Source organism: Desulfovibrio desulfuricans DSM 642 (assembly GCF_000420465.1).
GTDB lineage: Bacteria > Desulfobacterota > Desulfovibrionia > Desulfovibrionales > Desulfovibrionaceae > Desulfovibrio > Desulfovibrio desulfuricans.
Map to the genome: position 1 here is coordinate 202,113 of NZ_ATUZ01000017.1, position 18,662 is coordinate 220,774.

Below are 18,662 nucleotides of genomic sequence, written 5' to 3' on the forward strand. Positions count from 1 at the left end.
TCAGAACCTGTCCAGCCCGTAGCGCTGGTTGATCATGCGCTTGAAGCGCTTGACCACCTGGAGGGCGTCCTGCAACAGGTCTTTGTCCAGGGTGGACAGGGAGGCCGTATCAATCTCGTTGCTCAGGGGGTGCCCCTTGCGCAGCATTTCAAGGCCCGCGTCCAGCCGCAGGCGCATCAGAAAGGCCAGAGATTCGGCCAGATCATCTGTCTGTGATTTTTCAATAATACTCCGGGATGTCAGGGCCTCCAGTCGGTCAAAGGTGTTGGTGGCATCAATGTCCGCCTCCAGCGCCATAATACGGGCACCGTGCACAATGGGGAAAATCCCCGCTTTCTTGATGTCGAGCAGTGCGTTTTTTTCGCGGTTCAGCAGCTGCCTCCAAAAGCCGCTTTCGCCTGTTCGGGTGGGGAACTGTTCAATGGGCAGGGCCATGCGCGCAAACCATGCCGCATCATCGTGCAGGGCCGAGCGCAAGGCCTTGCGGCAGGCCTCAAGCCATGAGGCCGGGCCGGAGACTGTTTCCGCATCCAGAAAAATTGCCAGATGCATAAGCCCCTCACCCTGCGCGGAATCCGCCCACTGGCGCAAGGTCTGTTCCCATCCTCGCACCGTGTGTCGCCAGAGCGGCTGGTTCACCATCATGTCGCCGGGGCAGGGCGGATAGCCAAGGCTGAGCATGCGCTCCGTGAAGCTGTTTGCAGAGAGTTCCACCTCCTTTTCGTCCAGGCCTTCCGCAAGGATCAGAGCGTTGTCCTGGTCGGTTTTCAGTATCTGCTCGCCCCGGCCTTCGGAGCCAAGGGTAAGCAGGGCGCTTCCGGAAAATACGGCTGGCGTGGCCGTCAACTGCCAGAGGCGGGCCATGAGCTGCGCGTTGAGCACCTGCACAAGGCGCGCAAGCTGGGGCGTTTTTATGCCCTGGGTAACGAGGGTTGTTATCAGGGCTTCCATGTCCCGCATGGCGCTGTGCAGGTCGGCCAGTGTGGTGGCCGCCTCGAGCTGCCGCGCGATCGACAGGGAATGGTTGGAGAAATAGGAAAGCAGGTCGATCATGGCCAGAACGCCCACAGGCCGCCCCTTGTCCGTCACCACAATTCTGTGGATGTTGTGGCGGGTCATGAGGAGCAGGGCATTGAAAAGGTAGTCGTCCTTTTCGCAGCTCAGCAGGGAAAACTGGGCGCAGACCTTGAGCGGAGTCTGGTTGGAAACCGCGTTGGCCACGATGTCGCAAAAATCGCCCGTGGTGAAAATTCCGGTGCTGGAACCATCGCGCACAAAGATGGATCGCCTCCGGCTTTCCTTCATGCGCTGCGCGGCGTGGGCAATGGTATCCGTTGCCTCGGCAAATATGGGGGGGCGAAATCCGGCATCGCTGATCTTGACCGCAAAAAGGCTCTGCCATTCGCGGCGGTCGCGGCTTTGGGCAAGCTGACCCAGCTTGTCGGACACGGTTGCAAAAAAGTAAGCGCCGAAAAGCGAGTTCTTTTCCGTCAGGGCCAGCACCTCCCGCCCAGGGAACACGCAAAGCAGCACTTCTTCATGCGCCACAAACCTGTGCCGCGTTCTGCCTGTGGCCAGGGCGCGGCAGTCAAAGGCCTCGTGCTCTCGGTATGCCCCCACAATTTCCTCGCCCGACATTTCACGAACAAGCCCCTTCATGACCAGATAGAGCACATCAACTTCACTTCCCGAGGCAAGAATCTCCTGATCATTGCTGAAAAACAGGATATCGGCGGAGGCCGACAGGGCAGATGCCTCTGCCAGAGTCAGCAGATCAAAAGGGGGATGCGTGAGGTCAAAGCGGGTGTTTGGCATAGTCAGTCCCGAATGCGTCTCTGCGGTATGATTGTATTTTTACCGACCGTGCCGTGCCTGCGTCGTTTACCTGTTGTGCGAATTATGTTTGCAATTGATAGAAACTGTTCAATCAATGAGCGTATTGTGCTTTATGAATAAAGCAAAATTATTATGTGTAAACAATGTATGTGAAATATTTCATTGATTGTTTATACAATTTAAAAAAGCAAAATTTAACATAAAACTGGCTATTAAAATTATCAATACACTACAATTAATAGCCTAAGTCATGCAATAATTATTTTTTATAGTCGTTAATATTCATAAAAATAAATTATAAATAAAATTTTTTGTTGAAATGATCATTTTTATACACATAAACAATCCAGTAATCAGGATTGTGTGCAATATATGTAGCTGGAGCATGCAGGTTCAGTAGGAAAAAAGAGGTATGCAATAGTAGCGGCTTTTGAGCCCTGTGGGCTTTCTTCCGTCTCGGCAAGCAATTGGAGGGCGTGTTGAGCAGCAGTTTTGCAGGCAAGAGATTCAGACAGGGCTGCAATGCCCTTGTCTTATTGCATAGCAATGCAGTCTGTTTTTTTATGAGAAGGCAATCAAGGACTGGTGCGGGAGCGTGCAGTCGTTTCTCAGCGTTGCGTAGTGCGAACTCTTGGCCGCATGAGGAAGCAGGGCGCAGGGGTGATGTGCAGGAGCGGGGGGGGCGCATGCGTGGAAAGTGGACAGCAGGCTGTGTCGGAGCGTGTTGCTTCAAACAATGAGCTTTACGGCATCAGGAGCGGGGCAAGCGGATAGTGCGGCTGGGAGTTCAGCGGCGCGAGGGAGGGCCAGCATCTCCCCTGTGGGGTATGGGGCAGGCACATCTGTCGGATGCTTCGGTCGGAGGCAAAAATGCTGCGGCGGGGCTTTCGGCAGCCAGAGACTACCGGAAAAGCCCCGCCGCGTAGAATGTGCAGGAGCGCCCTTGGGCGACCCCTAAGAGGTGCGCGCAACAAAAAACGCCCCGGTTGGGGCGTATATTTGTCCGTTACAGCGCCCTAGTAGCGGGGCTGGCGCGGGGCTCTGGGTTTGGCTTCGTTCACGCGCAGCGTGCGACCGCCAAAGCTGAAGTTGTCCAAAGCTTCAATGGCGGAGTCGGCTTCGCCGTCTTCCATTTCCACAAAGCCAAAGCCGCGGGCACGGCCGGTATCCCTGTCGCTAACAAGTTTCACAGACAGAACGCTGCCGTATTCGGCAAAAAGGTCCTGGACCTGTTCTTCAGTGGCAGACCAAGGAAGGTTCCCGACATAGATGGACTTAGACATGAAACACCCTCTCAAAAAAAACAATCTTCCCGCGCTTACGCCCAGTAAAACGTATTACCGGTACGCGGCCCATGAAAAACATGGAAACACGCTTTGTCGGCCTTGTCAACGAATCGCCAAAAAAAAGTTGGTATTGCGTATCCCCGCGAGTAAAAAAGGCGCAAACCCGCAGTGGGACAGGAGGAAGTGGAAATAAACGAATGAGTTTCTGGAGATTGTGCAAAGAATCTCAAAACACGGTGGGCATCGTATGTTCAATACATGGCAGGGACACAACGGGCGTTGAAAAGATAAAGAGTGGCAAGATGCATTGCTAACAATCGGATTGGTTGTTCAACCAACATTAAAATAGAAAGCTATTGCGTGTAAAATACGTTCAGGCTGTAATTATTAGTGTTGCACTAATTAGCATGCTAAAAAGCCGTACAACGACAGCTCTTGCGTCAGTTGTACGGCTCTGAAATTGGCTAGGATCCGCCCTCGGATGGCGGGGGCATCCAGTCTGGCGCAATATCCTCAAACGAAGTGTAGGGCGACATGTACATAAGCTCGGCAACGCCCACGGGGCCGTTGCGCTGCTTGCCGATGATGATTTCGGCAATGCCCTGGGGCGGTCGGTCGGCAGGTTTCTGGAATTTGTACACGTCATCGCGGTACACAAACATGATAACGTCCGCGTCCTGCTCGATAGCGCCAGATTCACGAAGGTCAGAAAGCATGGGGCGCTTGTCGCTGCGTTCTTCCACCTTGCGGTTAAGCTGTGAAAGCGCAACCACGGGCACGTTCATTTCCTTGGCAAGGCCTTTGAGCGAGCGCGAAATATCCGAAATTTCCAGTTCGCGCGAATCTGTGCGGCGGCTGGTGCGCATGAGCTGCAGGTAGTCCACCACCACCATGCCAAGGCCTTTGTCCGCCTTGAGGCGGCGGGCGCGGGCGCGCAGTTCCAGCGTGGTGAGGGCAGGGGTGTCGTCAATAAATATGGGCGCACGGGCCACAACGTCCGCCGCGTCATAGAGGCGCTGCCAGTCTTCGTCTGTCAGCAGCGAGGGACGGCGCAGCTTGGAAAGATCCACCTTGCCCCACACGGCCAGCATGCGCTGCATGAGCTGCTCCTTGCTCATTTCGAGCGAAAAAACAGCCACGGGCACGTTCTGGCGCACGGCAGCGTTGATGGCCATGCACATGGAAAAAGCCGTCTTGCCCATACTGGGGCGGGCCGCCACAATAATGAGGTCAGAGGGCTGCAGACCGGCGGTCAGTTTGTCCAGGCGGGTATAGCCGGTGGTGACGCCTGTAATGACGTCCTTGGCATCGGCCAGCTTGGAAAGCTTGTCGAATACCCGTTCCAGCAGTTCGCGCGTGGGGGTAAAGTCCTTGCCCGAGGTGCGTTGTGAAATGGAAAAAACCGCCTGTTCGGATTCATCCAGCAGTTCGCCGACTTCGCGCGTGGCATCGTAGCAGTTGACTATGATGCCAGAGCAGGCGTTGATCAGGCTGCGCTGCAAGGATTTGTCGCGAACTATGGTGGCGTAGTATTCCGCATTGGCGCCGGAAACAACGGCCTGCGCCAGCTCGCCCAGATAGACCGCACCGCCGGCTTCTTCAAGGGCGTTCATGCTCTTGAGCTGCTCGGCAGTGGCAATAAGGTCGAGGGGGGCCGATTTGCGGTAAAGTTCTAGAAACGCCTTGTAGATGGTGGCGTGTGCGGGCAGGTAAAAATCTTCGTCAGTGAGCTGGTCTGCGATGGAGTGCATGAGCTGGGGGCGCATGAAAACGCCGCCGAGCACAGCCTGTTCGGCTTCAACACTGTGGGGGGGCACACGCCGCAGAATGTCGGCCTCGGCTTTTTCCGCGCTGTGCGCTGAAGAGCGAGACTGGCCATCCTTGTTGCGGCCCTGCCCAAAAGGCGAGCCCCCGGCCGCGTGGCCGGGGGCGGAATTGCTATCGTTGCGGGAAACCACGCAAACCCCTACTGGGCTGCCTCGGCTTCTTCAGCGGGCGCAGCAGGTGCGGGTTCTTCTTCGATGGGCTGATGGTCGGAAATGACCTTCACCGGCACCAGGGCGATCACGCTGGCGTGCAGGCGCACGCGAACGGGATGTTCACCAAGGGTACGGATGGGGGCATCCATAAGAATGCGGCGGCGGTCAACTTCCACACCAAGGGCGGTAAGAGCATCGCCGATGATGGTGGTGGTGACGGAGCCGTAAAGCTTGTCGTTGTCGCCCACGTGCATGGGGATAACGACTTCCAGGGCTTCCAGGCGGGCCTGGAGGGACTGGGCGTCAGCGCGCACGGCATCCATGCGGGCCTGAAGCTTTTTGCGTTCCTGTTCAAAGCTTTTGAGGTTGGAAGGTGAAGCGACCATGGCCAGACCCTGCGGGAGCAGGAAATTACGGCCATAACCAGCTTTCACTTCAACCACATCGCCAAGGCTGCCGAGATTTTCAACGTCGGCGCGAAGTATCAGTTTCATGTGCGCCTCCTTAAATGGTGCTCTTTTTCTTGACGCCGGAATCGTGCGTCGCGGTGTAGATGAGCAGGGCCATCTGGCGGGCGCGCTTGATTTCGCGGGTCAGCAGGCGCTGGTGATGTGCGCAGGTGCCGGTGATGCGGCGGGCAATGATCTTGCCGCGCTCTGTGATAAAGTCGCGCAGGATGTCGGCGCGCTTGTAATCCAGGGGCAGATCTTTATCTGCGCAGAAGCGGCAGAATTTGCGGCGCGGGGCAAATTTCTTTTTAAAAGCCATGTTAGGCAACCTCCCCGGCCACTTCATCGGCCAGCTTGACGGTCACAAACTTGAAGATGCCGTCGGTGATGCGAATGTTGCGTTCCAGCTCAGCGATAAGCTCAGCAGGAGCCTGGTACACCAGACGCACATAAAAGCCGCGCATCAGTTTGCGAACCGGGTAGGCGAGGTCGCGCATGCCCCAATTGTCCACTTCCACCATGACGCCCTTCTCACGCTCGATGATCGCGGTAAGGGCGTTGATGATGCCCTCGCGATTGTCGGCGGAAAGCTCCGGGGAAAGGAGCAGCAGGGTTTCAAATTTCCGCATTGGTATTCTCCTTTTGGATTGGCAGCCCACGCCACACGGGGCGCGAGCAAGGAACGAGTCTTATACTTCCGGCAAATGGGCCTGTCAAGCCGAAATTTTCAGAAGGCTGAAAGCCTGCGCTGTCAGAGGGATGCAACGGGCTATGCGTAGACGCGCGGGTTCATGCCGCCAAAAAGGCACAGCACTTCGTAAGAAATAGTGCCCAGCACATCCGCTATGTCCTGCGGTGTGACCGCTTTTTGTCCCGCCTCGGCGGGGCCGCCCACAAGCCATGCTGTGTCGCCCACGCGCACGGGCGGCAGATCGCTGACATCGGCCATGATCATGCCCATGCACACCCGGCCCACCTGGGGGGCGCGCCGTCCGTTGATGAGCATGGCGGCACGCGTGGAAAGCGAGCGGTTGAAAGCCGTGGCGTAGCCAATGGCAACAACCGCCACCGTGGCGGGCTTCTGCGCCGTGAACAGCCGGCCATACGATACGCTGCGGCCGTCGGCCACCTGCCGTACCTCGATAACGGGCGCGCTGACGCTCATGGCCCATTCCAGGCCGAGCGCGGCGCCCTTGCCTTCCCACGAGGTCCCCGTAAAGGGATTGCCGCCGTAGAGCGAAATGCCGGGCCGGCATACCTCGAAATGCGCTTCGGGCCGGCCTATGGTGCCAGCCGTATTGCAGAGCGAGCGCTCAATGTCGGGGAATGCCGTACGCAGCGCGTCAGACATGGCGGTGAAGCGCTTGATCTGGTCCTGTGAATAGGCTTCCTGCTCCGGCACATCGGCGCAGGAAAAATGCGATATGACCATAGCCGGAGAGATGCCCGGGATGTTGCGCAGCCGGTCGATAGCCTGGGGCAGTTCTTCCTGCGAAAAGCCAAGGCGGCCCATGCCGGTTTCGCACTTTATGGCAACGCGCAGAATGCGCCCGGCGTGGCAATGGGCGGCGGCGCGTTCAAGCTGGTCAAAGTTGCCCACCACCGGGGTCAGGCCCTGCATGGCCGCTCCCTGCCATTCCACATCGGTGAGCGCGCCCAGAAGCGGCACAATGGTTTGCCGCAGGCCAGCCTCGCGCAGGGCCATGCCTTCTGATACGGTTCCCACGGCAAAGCGCCGCGCGCCTGCATCAGACAAAACCCGCGCCACAGGCACAAGCCCGTGGCCGTAAGCGTCAGACTTGATGACCGGCATAAGCTTTTCAGCCTTGCCCATGCGACAAAAATTGCGGCGGATGGCGGCCAGATCAATGTGGCACAGCGATGGTGAAAACGTGCAATCGCTCACAGGGAATTCCCTCATTTGAACTTTGCTGAAGGACATTCTGCGCGGTTTGTCCGCGCACCGCGCATGGCGGCAGCGAAGGGTCGCCGTCCTTTGCGGCCCCCCGGCGCAACGGCCCCGGCCCTTGCGCGCAACACCCTTTAATGAAAGGCAACAACCTTAACAATATTGCCCCCAAGGCACAACAATTAGCCGTGCTGCATCCGCGCGGCTTTTGCAGCAAACCATAGCTTTTTGAGCCGGAATCCGCGAATATCTGCTCTCGGTGCGGCGTGCTCCCCTCTTGCGCAGGGCGGCGCTTGCGGCTACTCTGCGCGGCATGTCCCAATCCGTATTTACCATCGAACACACCGACGGCGCGGCCCGCGCCGGGGTGCTGCGCACGGCTCACGGCACCATCCCCACGCCTATCTTTATGCCCGTGGGAACCGTGGGATCCGTCAAGGCTCTTGCCCCGGATGATCTGGCCGCCATTGGCGCGCCTATCATTCTGGGCAATACCTATCACCTTTATCTGCGCCCCGGCGACGAGCTTGTGCACAGGCGCGGGGGGCTGCACAAGTTCGCCTCCTGGCCTGGCTCCATCCTGACGGACAGCGGCGGTTTTCAGGTATTCAGCCTGAGTTCGCTGCGCAAGATCCGCGAGGAAGGCGTGGAGTTCCGCTCGCATCTTGATGGCTCAAAGCATCTGTTTACGCCTGAAAAGGTGCTGGAAATCCAGCGTAACCTGAATTCAGACATCATGATGGTGCTTGATGAATGCGTGCCCTTTGGCGCGGATTACGCCTATACGGAAAAATCCCTGGCCCTGACCACGCGCTGGGCCAAGCGCGCCATGGACGCCTATCCGCCCGGTTCGGCGCATAATCTGATGTTTGGCATCACGCAGGGCGGTTTTTACAAAGACCTGCGCGAACGCTCGGTAAACGAACTGTGCGCCATGGATTTTGACGGCTTTGCCATTGGCGGGCTTTCGGTGGGCGAGCCGAAAGACAAGATGTACGATCTGCTCTACCACACTGCGCCCCTGCTACCCGGTGAAAAGCCGCGCTACCTTATGGGCGTGGGGACGCCGCTGGACATTGCCACGGGCATTCATGCCGGGGTGGACATGTTCGACTGCGTGCTGCCCACCCGCAATGCGCGTAACGGCACGCTCTACACGTCGCTTGGCAAGATCAACATCAAGCGGCGTGAATTTGCCGAGGATGACGGCCCCCTTGATCCCAACTGCCGTTGCTACGCCTGCCGCAATTTTTCGCGGGCCTATCTGCGACATCTGTATGCCAGTCAGGAATTGCTGTCATTCCGGCTCAATTCCCTGCACAACCTCACCTATTTTCTCGATCTGGCGCGCAACGCGCGTCAGGCCATCGTGGAAGGGCGCTATATGGATTTTCTGGCGAAAATCACCGCCCTGTATCCCGATGAAGCCGCCCGCGCCGCCGCAGGTTCGTAGGCCGGGCGACTGCCAGTCATACAAAGGGGAGGGGCGTTACGGTTCCTTCCCTTTTTTTGTGGCAAGAAGGCGTGAGAGCCAGTCAGCCCCCCTTGGCCATGTTCATGATCTGTTGCAGCAGTTCTGTAAGGTAAGGGATATTCATGCTGATGATGCGGGCCACTATTTTGTAGAGAACGGCCAGCACCAACGATGCGCCAATGCTGAACCCCAGCCCTCTGGCAATACCTGACAGAAAGTTGAGCCAGAGTATTTTGCCGGTTTTTTGCGACAGCCGGACGTATTCCGTCAGGCCTGCGTTGTCGAGGCGTTGCAGCAGGAGTTCGGCATCGGTCTGTCTGGCTTCAGGTCTGTTGTCCATTGATCCCCCTTGCGCGGAGTGCCGCTTGAGGCAGAGTTTATACGGTAAGCCTCCAAATAACAAAAACCCGTGATCCAGCGATCACGGGTTTAAACTATGCGTTGAGCGGCAGCCTCTATGCCTGAATGTGCTCCAGCCCGCATTCGCGCTGTTCGCGGCGGCGTACCAGCCAGAAAACAAGCAGCGATCCTGCCAGCTTGCTCAGGCTCATGGTAATGACAGACCAGGGCGTGGCAATGCCGATCATGCCCAGAAACACGATGCTGTCCAGCGGCGCGCCCACAAGGCTTGAAATGAGAATGCGCTGCGAAAAGGGGCGGCGGGTAAAGGTGTATACCACCCAGTCGCCCAGTTCGCCCACGGCAAAGGCCGCGGCGCTGGCCAGAGCAAGCTGCGGGCTGGCCATGAACCAGCTGACCACGCAACCCACCAGCATGCCCCAGAGCACATGATGCCCAACGCGGCGCTGCGCGTAATCGCGCACCACAAAAATAAAGCCGACGATGAGCGAAAGGGGAGCCCACATATCGCCATTGGGCAACTGGATGAGCGGTGTGACTGAAAAGGCGAAGTTAACGCCCACAATAAGTGCAATATAGGTAAATAGGCTGAACATGGGCGGGAGAGTAGGCATTGGCGCGCCTGTAGTCAAGCGGCGGGCTGTGGAATGCCCCGCTGGCTGCCAAGCGACAGAAATTTAATAATGATGGGCTGTTCGGCGTCAGGGACAATGCACAGGTGCTGTCATTTGATCGATTTTTTTCGTCCGGTTTTTGCACCAACTCCTGTGCCCGTCTCTGTCCGGTTTGGGGCCAGTACCGGGGGTGGGGCAATGCCCTGCGTCTTGACCCCGAAGCGCGGATGTGGGACAGAAAGCCAGTTATAGTATGTTTCTAGAGTAAAGTTTACTCTGAGTGTGCCGGGCAGGTGCGCAAATCCATGCCCGCCCGAACGCGGAAGCGCAATTTCTTTGAGATGTTAGCCCGTATAGGGCGGCCTTTGTCGTGCCAGTGCGCCCGCGCCCTGCAAAATTGCCAGAAAATTTCCGTCGAAGTTTACGGCGGTAGAGGCTGGATGTTTCCAGCCGGGAGAAAGAATGTCGGATCAGAACTATCGTTGCGGCTGGGTCGCGCTTATGGGGCCGCCCAACGCGGGCAAATCCACCCTGCTGAACGCCTTGCTCGGCCAGAAGGTGACCATCGTCACCCCCAAGCCGCAGACCACGCGCAATCAGATTGTGGGCATCCTTACGGACGAGAAAGCCCAGGTTATTTTTATGGATACGCCGGGCCTTGCCCAGGTGCGCGGTCGGCTGAGCAAGACCATGCTCCAGGCCGTGTGGCAGAGCCTTGCCCAGGCCGAAGTCATCATGCCCGTGCTTGACGCCCACCTGTACATCCGCCATCCGGAATTTCTGGAACGCGACCTTGAGCCGCTGTCCAGGGCGCTTTCCAACGATGACCGGCCCATGGTTGTGGTGGTCAACAAGGTGGATCTGTTCTCGGACAAAAGCCGTATGTTGCCGCTTTTGACCCGTCTGAGCGAAATGTGGCCCAAGGCGGAAATTTTCCCCACCTCGGCCCTGAACCGGGACGGCCTGCCGGATCTGGCAAAACTTATCCGTTCCAAGCTGCCCGTTGCTCCGGCCCAGTTCCCCGAAGACCAGATTTCCACGGCCCCCATGCGCTTTATGACTGCGGAAATCGTGCGCGAAAAGCTGTTCCTGCATCTGCGTCAGGAAGTGCCCTATTCCGTGGCCGTGGATGTGGAAAGCTGGGAGGAAGACGAAGAACGCGGCCAGACTGTGATCCACGCGGTCATCTACGTGGGGCGGCCCATGCACAAGGCCATGGTTATTGGCCGTGCGGGCGCTTCCATCAAGCAGATAGGCATTGAGGCCCGCAAGGAAATTCAGGATCTGGTGGGTGGCAAGGTGCATCTGGAGCTTTGGGTCAAGGTGCGCGAACACTGGACTGAAGACGCCGCCTTCCTGCGCGAGATGGGCCTGATGGCGGAGTAGTCATGGGCGATACCTTGTTGCTCGAACGCTATGCGCGGGTGCTCGACCGCATTGACGCGGCCTGCGCATCGGCTGGCCGTCCCCGCGAAAGCGTGAGGCTTATTGCCGTTTCAAAACTGCATCCGGCGGAATCCCTGGCCCAGGTGGCCGCCGCCGGGCAGATTGATTTTGGCGAAAATTACGTTCAGGAAGCCCTGCAAAAAAGGCAGGACCTGAGCGCAGACCCGGCCACAGCAGCGCAGTGCGCCGGGATACGCTGGCACATGATCGGTCATGTACAAAGCCGCAAGGCTCCGCAGGTGGCGGGGGCTTTCAATCTTGTGCATACGCTTGATTCCCGCAAGCTTGCGGACGCCTTTGAACGGCGTCTGGCGGAGGGCGGTGCGCGTCAGCCCGTGCTGTTTGAGGTGAATGTTGGGGGCGAATCGCAAAAATCCGGTGTGATGTCTGCAGATTTGCCGGAATTGGCCGATTATGTTCTTGAGCATTGCCCGCACCTTGAGGTGCAGGGCCTCATGTGTCTGCCCCCGGTTTTTGACGCGGGCGAGGCAGCGCGGCCCTATTTTGCAAGGCTGCGTGAATTGCGCGACACCTTGAGCACCCGCCTTGGCCTGCCCCTACCCGAGCTTTCCATGGGCATGAGCGGCGATTTTGAAGGCGCGGTGGCCGAAGGGGCCACCATGGTGCGCATAGGTACGGATATTTTCGGGCCGCGTCCTGCCAAGGTGTGAACAGCTTTGGCACAAAGTCTGCTACATGCCGTACAGACCGGAATGACTTGAGCGGTTCGCATTCATGACCCCACAATAGCGGTGGAGTACGTATGGCGGCCAAAGAAAAAGAATCAAAGGCCCTGCCGGAAGGGCAGGCTGAAAACCCCAAAAAGGGCTCCAAGGCCAAGCGCATCGTCATTATTTTGGCGATCTTGCTTATCACTCTGAGTGGTGCTGGCATTGGCGGCTATTGGTGGTTTTTCATCCGCACGCCGTCCTCGGCAGGTTCTGCGCCTGCTGAAGCTGCATCTGCGGATGCCGCAGGCAAGGGCGCGGCGGGCCAGACAGGCGCAGGCGGTTCTGGCGGCGCAGGCGGCGGCGCATCCGGTCAGGCCGGGGCAGGCGGTTCTGGCGGCGCAGGCGGCGCGGGCGATGGACGTATTGAACGGCAGGGCGATCTGCCGCGCAGCAGTGGTCAGGTTTTGCCATTGCCGCCCATAACCGTGAACATTTCCGACCCCTCGGGGCGGCGGTATCTCAAGCTGGGGATGGAGGTCGAGGTCAATGCGGACGTTGCCGCTGCATTGCAGGCCAACAATCCGCGTATCCGCGATGCCATCATCATGTTGCTGGCGGGCAAGACGTTTAACGATATCTCCACGCCTGACGGCAAGGTTCTCTTGAAGGCGGAGGTGGCCGCGCGGCTGAACCAGATTCTGGGCGCGCAAAGGGTCATACGCGTATATTTTACCGATTTTGTCGTGGAATAGCGCGGGAACTCAGCCTCTGGCGGCCCCTGGCAGCTGATTTTGTGCGGACGCGGTTTCTGATAGAGGCTTTTGGCAGCCATGCCCGTTGCGGGGCGAGCCGTTGCCGCGATGCCGCCCGAATGTTCGGGTGAGCATGTTGGAATAGAGAATGAGGTGACGTATGTCGCAGGAAGATCAGGAAGCCTTGGCGGCCCAGTGGGCCGCGCAACTGGAAGATGAAGCCAATGCGGCAGAACCTGCTGCGCCTGCTGCACCCGCTGCGCCTGCTGCGCCTGCTGCACCCGCTGCGCCTGCTGCGCCTGCTGCACCCGCTGCGCCTGCTGCACCCGCTGCTGCTGATGCTGCGCCTGGTGGTGCGGCTGGCAGCGGTTTGGATGAAGAAGCTCTGGCAGCCCAGTGGGCAGAATCCCTGGCGCAGGATGAAGAAGACAAGGGACCGACCTCGTTTGGCGGCACAGGGGCAGGGCTTGGCGGTCATCCGGTAGACGCGCATTTTCAGGACATGACTGAAATGGCCCGTCAGCCCAAGGACAACAAGCTCAAGCGGGAACTGGACTTTATTCTGGATATTCCGCTGGATGTGTCTGCCGAACTTGGGCGCACCCGTCTGCTTATCAACGAACTGCTGCAGCTTGGTCAGGGTTCCGTGGTGGAACTGAACAAGCTGGCTGGCGAACCGCTGGAAGTATTTGTGAACGGCAAGCTGGTGGCGCGCGGCGAAGCCGTTGTCATCAACGAAAAATTCGGCGTGCGTCTCACCGACATCATCAGCCCCATTGAAAGGGTGAAGCAGCTTGGCTAGCCTGCCTGTGCTGCTAGCTGCCGCAGATAGCGGCCTTTCGGGCAGCGCCGTGCGCGGCGTAGTCACTTCTGGCTCGCAAGGGTCTGCGGCAGCGGTGCCGCCGGGGCTGGAACAGACAGTGGCTGCCGCAGCCGAGCAGATGCTGCACGGGCTGGACATGGCCGCGCAGGCCGCGCAAAGCGTGGGCATTGCTACGGAGCAGGCCGCTGCCTCGCTGGCGGAACCGGCTTCAACGCTTGGGCAGTCGTCCTTTTCGTGGGGCAGCTACATACAGGCCGTGGGCATTCTGTTTTTGCTGGTGGCCGTGCTGTGGCTGGCCGTATGGCTGGCGCGGCGTTTCGGCAAGTTCAATTTTCTGCCGCGTCCGGGGGCGCTTCCGCGCGATGCCCTGGTCATGGAGGCCCAGCTTCCGCTTGGGCCGCGCAAAGGCTTGATGGTGGTACGCTTCTTGAATAGAAGGTTGCTGCTGGGCGTTACCGACCAGCAGATTACCCTTCTGACCGAGGAGCAGGCACAGCATGAGCCAGAGAACGCCGATTTCAAACAGATCATGGAAGAAGCCCGTCGCGGCGCTGGCGGCAGCTAGCCTCTTCATCCTCCTTATGCCGGTTCTGGCCCTTGCGGCTCAGGATCTGGCCATGCCCACAATGCAACTCACCCTGGCGGGCGGGGCGCAATCGCCGGAAAAAGTCTCGGTGCTGCTGGAAATTCTCTTCCTGCTCACCGTGCTTTCCGTTGCCCCGGCCATCATGCTCACGGTCACCAGCTTTACCCGCATTATCATTGTTTTCAGCTTTCTGCGGCAGGCCATGGGCGTGCAGCAGTTGCCCCCCACCCAGATTCTTGCCAGCCTTGCCATTTTTATGACGGTGGTCATCATGTACCCCGTGGGCAAGCAGATCAATGACAACGCCCTGCAGCCCTATCTGGCCGAGCAGATCGATTACAAGGTGGCGCTCGACCGGGCGCAGGCCCCTTTGCGCACCTTTATGTTCAAGCATACGCGCGAAAAAGATCTCTCTGTCTTTTACTCCATCAGCAAGATGGAAGCGCCGCGCAGCAAGGAGGAAGTGCCCACCATGCTGCTGGCCGCCGCCTATGTCATCAGCGAGCTTAAAACCGCCTTTACCATCGGCTTTCTCATCTACATTCCTTTTCTGGTGCTGGATATGGTCATCTCTAGTGTGCTGCTGGCCATGGGCATGATGATGCTGCCGCCCATGATGGTGTCCATGCCCTTCAAGCTGCTACTCTTTGTTATGGTGGACGGCTGGAATCTGCTGGTCGGCTCGTTGGTGAACAGCTTTCTGCTCTGACCGGTGCGTTGTGCACAACGTTGGCCCGGTTTTTGCCTAAGGGTTGGAAAGATTCGTACACCGTCAATTTTCAGGAGTCACCCATGTCCCCAGATTTCGTCATCGGCTTCGGTCGGCAGGCCATTGAACTTTGCTTGATGATGTCCTTGCCCATGCTTGGGGTGGGTCTTGGCGTGGGTGTGGTTGTCAGCGTTATTCAGGCGGCAACCCAGATTCAGGAAATGACCCTGACTTTCATCCCCAAGATAGTGTGCATGTTTCTGGCCCTGCTGCTGGCCCTGCCCTGGCTCATGGAGCGCATGATTACCTTTACTCGTGACGTGTTCATCAATATCCCCACATATATCCGGTAAAACTGCCTCACGGGTCGCCCTTATCGGCGCGTACAACCCGCTCCGCCAGCCGCGCAACAGCGCGCCCGCTGGTTAGGGGCGGTTTTTTGCGTTCAGCGGGGCTTTGCTTGTCTGTCTGGCACAGGTGCGAGTGCAGCAAAGGCTGATATTATGTTGTTGCAGATGTTCTGAGCCTGATGCGGGTAGCAGTATAACTGTACTTCGCGTATATAATGCACTTGCTATGATGTATAAAATCTATCTAATAAAAATCTAGAGAAAGTTTAGGGTTGTTTTGTTTGCAATAAAAAAGGAAGTGCCGCCGCACTTCCTTTTTTATTGCTGTCAAGAGCTTGTCTGAACTGCGCAAAAAGAGCCAGTTGTGTTGGCGTGCTTTTTGCTTTGGGATTTGCTGAGCAGAAATTGCCCTACGATGCAGAATCTTTCGCCCTGTGTGCTGCGGCAAGGCCCAGCAGTACGGCACCGGCTTGCGCCACATTGAGCGAGTCAAAGGTGCGGGCAAGCGGAATACGCAGCATGTGCGCGCATCGTTTGGCAACGCCGGGCCGCAGGCCTTTGTCCTCATTGCCCAGAACCAGCACGGCAGGCAACTGCATGGGTTCATCAAAGGCATTGAGGCTTGATGGGCCATCACCGCCTGCGCCGTAAATGGTCAGGCCCGCTTCTTCGGCGCTGTCGAGGGCGTGCCCCAGATTGGTGACGCGGGTCACGGGCAGTTTTTCCAGTGCGCCTGCAGCGGCCCTGCGGGCTGCGGGGCCAAGGTAGGCGCTGTTGTGCTGGGGCAAAATGATGCCCGCGCCGCCCAGAGCATACAGGGTGCGGCAGATTGTGCCCACGTTGCCGGGGTCTTGCACCTGGTCAAGGGCAACAATGAGGGGCAGGGGGGCATCGGCAGCAGCAGCCAGCAGGTCGGCAAGTTCGGTAAAGCCGGTGGCGGCCAGACGGGCCACAACGCCCTGATGGGAAACACCGTCACGGCCTTGACGCCCCTGGGCAGTTTGACCGCCAGCGCCACGGCACAGACGGTCAAGGGCCACCTGGTCTACCAGGCTGAAGCGCACGTTGTGCTGACGGCAGAGGTTCAGCACTTCTTGCGCATCGGGCCCACGCAGGCCTTTTTTGCAGAAGACGCAGTCGATGCGCTGGGGCTCGCTGGCAAGCAGTTCCAGCACTGGCTTGAGGCCCGGCAGCAGCGGGGCTTGTTCAGTTTCATTATGCATATGCGCCTCCGGGCTGGGTGCATTGGCCGCCGTGCGGCCTGAGTGATTGGAGATGATTGCGCGGGCAAGAACCCGCTAGAAATATTTATGCGGTATGCTGCGCGGTTGCGCACGTGCGTGGGCTTTTGACTGTCCATGCCGTGGCATCGCGCACGGGGAAGGAACAGACAGCCCTTGGCGGCTGTGTACGCATCTTCCCGGCAGATGGCAAGCCGGGGCGGCAAAAGGGGAGGGAACAATGGTTGCAGCATCGAACAGGAACGGATCGGCAATGGCAAGGCTGTGTTTTCTGGCTGTTGTCTGCTGTCTGCTGCTTGCCGGGGGCTGCGCCTCACGGCAAGGTAGCGATTCCGGAGGTGGACTGTCGATGTCTGTGCCGGAAGAAGACACTTCCCCGCCGCTGACTGCCAGTGAAACCGCCGCCCTCAATACTACAGGGCAGGTGGACAAAAACATCCCCGAAAGCGCTATGGCGGACGTAACGCGCCAGTACAAATACTTTTTGCGCAAGGGCCGCCCCACCATGAGTGCATCATCAAAAAGGGCGGAGCAGTTCCTTGCCTATGCCAAGCGCGTGTTCCGCTCGCGGGGCATGCCGGAAGACCTGGCCTACCTTGCCATTGTGGAAAGCGGTTACCGCTGTGAGGTGCGCTCGCCTGCCGGAGCCGCCGGAGCATGGCAGTTTATGCCCTATACCGGGCAAAAGTATGGCCTGAATCAGGATTGGTGGACGGACGAGAGGCTTGATCCTTTCAAATCCACCGAGGCTGCGGCAGACTATCTGCAAAAACTCTATGGCGACTTTGGCGACTGGCCCACGGCCATCGCGGCCTATAACGCCGGAGAAGGCAAGATTGGCCGCGCCAAGCAGGGCACGGGCGGGCGTGACTTTTTTGAAATCAAGTCGCGCAACCATATGCTGGATGACAAGGCGCAGCTGCGCGATGAAACCAAGCAGTATGTGCCGCGCTATCTGGCTGTGACCAAGATCATGCGCAATCTTCCCCAGCTTGGCTTTGATCCCATCCATCCCGACAACGCACCAGGCGTGCTGCGCCTTACCGCAAAGCCCGGTACGGATCTGGCGGGCGTGGCCCGTGCCTGCCGCATGGATATGGACGAATTTTCGGCATTCAACAGGCACCACAAGCGTCCCATGACCGACACCAGCCGCACTACATATATATATGTACCGGCAAGCCGCGAACGTGCGGCGCAGGCCTTTCTGTCTTCATCCCAGTGCGCTCCCTATGCGGGCTGGGCCCCAAGCACGGTGGCCTCCAGCGCTGATTCATGGGACAAAATCAGCCGGCGTTGCGGTGTGCCCGTGGCTTCGCTGCGGGCGGCAAATCCGGGCAATCCCTATTTGAAAGCTGGCGAAACGGTGCTGGTTCCGCGCTCGGTGAACATGTCTGCCCAGGCCGTGGCGGCTCTGGATGCTAAACCGGCCAAGGGACAGGTCAAGGCGGGCAAGCCCGGCAACGCGGCTGCCAGCCGGGAACCGCAGGAATCCTCTGCACGGGTGGTTGCCGCCAATGATGGGCCAAAGCACACCCTGCGGGCGGACGAAACTCTCAGTTCTGTGGCCCGCAAATATGGTGTGAGCGTGCAGGATATCCAGCAGTGCAACGGTATTTCTGATCCGCACAAGGTGCATGCTGGCGCTGTGCTGCGCATCCCTGCGCAGGGCGGAAGCCAAAGCAGTGGGGGGCAGAGTCGTGGTCAGGCTGTGGCCGCGGTTGGGCGGCCTGTGGCTGCCGGGCCTGATGGGCGTCTCGGCAAGGATCGAGACAAGGACAAGCCAGCCAAAGCAGCCAAAACCAGCAAAACCACCTATACTGTGCAGGCCAATGATACCTTGTGGAAGATCGCCCGCACCTACAATGTGAGCGTGGATGATCTGAAGCGCTGGAACAGCGTGGACGAAAAGAACCTTCGCACAGGAGTGCGGCTGGTCGTGGAGCAATAAGCTGAAATCCTTGCTGCTGGCCCGTTTGCGCAGATATGGATGAATTGTTTTGTAAGAATTTGCATTTGTTGCTTGACTTGCGGGGGCCTTTAAGGCAATTTCCCCCTTCGCGACAAGGGGAAACGGTTCACGGAAACGCAAGCGAAAAGAACTTTCGCGGAAACGAAAAAAACGGTTGACTCCTGAAGCGAAGGGGAGCATAAACGCTCCTCGCGATTGAAGAAAA

General features: G+C 58.4%; 19 protein-coding genes. 9 read left to right on the forward strand and 10 right to left on the reverse strand.

Going from position 1 to position 18,662, the window contains the following annotated elements; translation table 11 throughout:
- From G449_RS0113365 to alr, 7 genes are all read right to left on the reverse strand, one after another.
- Nucleotides 1-1,815 carry a putative nucleotidyltransferase substrate binding domain-containing protein gene (locus G449_RS0113365; RefSeq protein ID WP_022659824.1) on the reverse strand — a complete coding sequence of 605 codons (1,815 nt, stop codon included), beginning with the start codon at nt 1,813-1,815 and terminating at the stop codon, nt 1-3.
- 1,037 nt (nt 1,816-2,852) lie between these two features.
- Entirely contained in the window at nt 2,853-3,119 is a 267-nt protein-coding gene (locus G449_RS0113370; protein ID WP_022659825.1) for an RNA recognition motif domain-containing protein, read from the reverse strand.
- Between the two features lie 467 nt (nt 3,120-3,586).
- A complete protein-coding gene (gene dnaB / locus G449_RS0113375; RefSeq protein ID WP_022659826.1) occupies nt 3,587-5,080 on the reverse strand; it encodes a replicative DNA helicase in 1,494 nt (497 codons plus the stop codon).
- An 8-nt stretch (nt 5,081-5,088) separates the two neighbouring features.
- Entirely contained in the window at nt 5,089-5,595 is a 507-nt protein-coding gene (gene rplI / locus G449_RS0113380) for a 50S ribosomal protein L9 (RefSeq protein ID WP_022659827.1), read from the reverse strand.
- 10 nt (nt 5,596-5,605) lie between these two features.
- The gene (gene rpsR / locus G449_RS0113385; protein ID WP_022659828.1) at nt 5,606-5,869 is read right to left on the reverse strand and encodes a 30S ribosomal protein S18; all 264 of its coding nucleotides are present in this window, start codon (nt 5,867-5,869) and stop codon (nt 5,606-5,608) included.
- Nucleotide 5,870: 1 nt separating this feature from the next.
- Nucleotides 5,871-6,179, reverse strand: coding sequence for a 30S ribosomal protein S6 (gene rpsF / locus G449_RS0113390; RefSeq protein ID WP_022659829.1), 309 nt, complete (start codon nt 6,177-6,179; stop codon nt 5,871-5,873).
- A 140-nt stretch (nt 6,180-6,319) separates the two neighbouring features.
- Nucleotides 6,320-7,456, reverse strand: a complete 1,137-nt coding sequence (gene alr / locus G449_RS0113395; protein WP_051135460.1) for an alanine racemase — start codon at nt 7,454-7,456, stop codon at nt 6,320-6,322.
- 316 nt (nt 7,457-7,772) lie between these two features.
- Here alr and tgt point away from each other — a divergent pair, with 316 nt between their 5' ends.
- Entirely contained in the window at nt 7,773-8,912 is a 1,140-nt protein-coding gene (gene tgt, locus G449_RS0113400; RefSeq protein ID WP_027181006.1) for a tRNA guanosine(34) transglycosylase Tgt, read from the forward strand.
- Between the two features lie 82 nt (nt 8,913-8,994).
- Here tgt and G449_RS0113405 read toward each other — a convergent pair whose 3' ends face one another.
- Nucleotides 8,995-9,273 carry a DUF5665 domain-containing protein gene (locus G449_RS0113405; protein WP_022659832.1) on the reverse strand — a complete coding sequence of 93 codons (279 nt, stop codon included), beginning with the start codon at nt 9,271-9,273 and terminating at the stop codon, nt 8,995-8,997.
- 115 nt (nt 9,274-9,388) lie between these two features.
- Entirely contained in the window at nt 9,389-9,907 is a 519-nt protein-coding gene (locus G449_RS0113410; protein WP_022659833.1) for a VUT family protein, read from the reverse strand.
- A gap of 462 nt (nt 9,908-10,369) precedes the next feature.
- On the opposite strand from G449_RS0113410, the gene era reads away from it, so the two are divergent.
- The 7 genes from era (at nt 10,370) to fliQ (ending at nt 15,247) form a co-directional block, all read left to right on the forward strand.
- On the forward strand, nt 10,370-11,293 hold the full coding sequence (gene era, locus G449_RS0113415) for a GTPase Era (RefSeq protein ID WP_022659834.1): 924 nt from the start codon (nt 10,370-10,372) through the stop codon (nt 11,291-11,293).
- Nucleotides 11,294-11,295: 2 nt separating this feature from the next.
- A complete protein-coding gene (locus tag G449_RS0113420; RefSeq protein ID WP_022659835.1) occupies nt 11,296-12,024 on the forward strand; it encodes a YggS family pyridoxal phosphate-dependent enzyme in 729 nt (242 codons plus the stop codon).
- Between the two features lie 92 nt (nt 12,025-12,116).
- Nucleotides 12,117-12,776, forward strand: coding sequence for a flagellar basal body-associated FliL family protein (locus tag G449_RS0113425; protein WP_022659836.1), 660 nt, complete (start codon nt 12,117-12,119; stop codon nt 12,774-12,776).
- Between the two features lie 160 nt (nt 12,777-12,936).
- A complete protein-coding gene (fliN, locus tag G449_RS0113430; protein ID WP_022659837.1) occupies nt 12,937-13,578 on the forward strand; it encodes a flagellar motor switch protein FliN in 642 nt (213 codons plus the stop codon).
- Nucleotides 13,571-14,164, forward strand: a complete 594-nt coding sequence (gene fliO, locus G449_RS17890) for a flagellar biosynthetic protein FliO (RefSeq protein ID WP_022659838.1) — start codon at nt 13,571-13,573, stop codon at nt 14,162-14,164. The genes fliN and fliO overlap by 8 nt, the downstream gene beginning before the upstream one ends.
- 16 nt (nt 14,165-14,180) lie before the next feature.
- Nucleotides 14,181-14,894, forward strand: coding sequence for a flagellar type III secretion system pore protein FliP (gene fliP / locus G449_RS0113440; protein WP_022659839.1), 714 nt, complete (start codon nt 14,181-14,183; stop codon nt 14,892-14,894).
- A gap of 83 nt (nt 14,895-14,977) precedes the next feature.
- Nucleotides 14,978-15,247, forward strand: coding sequence for a flagellar biosynthesis protein FliQ (gene fliQ / locus G449_RS0113445; RefSeq protein WP_022659840.1), 270 nt, complete (start codon nt 14,978-14,980; stop codon nt 15,245-15,247).
- A 407-nt stretch (nt 15,248-15,654) separates the two neighbouring features.
- Here the strand turns inward: fliQ and G449_RS0113450 are convergent, their stop codons facing one another.
- Nucleotides 15,655-16,467: a TrmH family RNA methyltransferase gene (locus G449_RS0113450; RefSeq protein WP_022659841.1), complete on the reverse strand. Its 813-nt coding sequence runs from the start codon at nt 16,465-16,467 to the stop codon at nt 15,655-15,657.
- A gap of 238 nt (nt 16,468-16,705) precedes the next feature.
- Here G449_RS0113450 and G449_RS0113455 point away from each other — a divergent pair, with 238 nt between their 5' ends.
- The gene (locus G449_RS0113455) at nt 16,706-18,436 is read left to right on the forward strand and encodes a LysM peptidoglycan-binding domain-containing protein (RefSeq protein ID WP_051135457.1); all 1,731 of its coding nucleotides are present in this window, start codon (nt 16,706-16,708) and stop codon (nt 18,434-18,436) included.
- Nucleotides 18,437-18,662 lie beyond the last annotated feature (226 nt).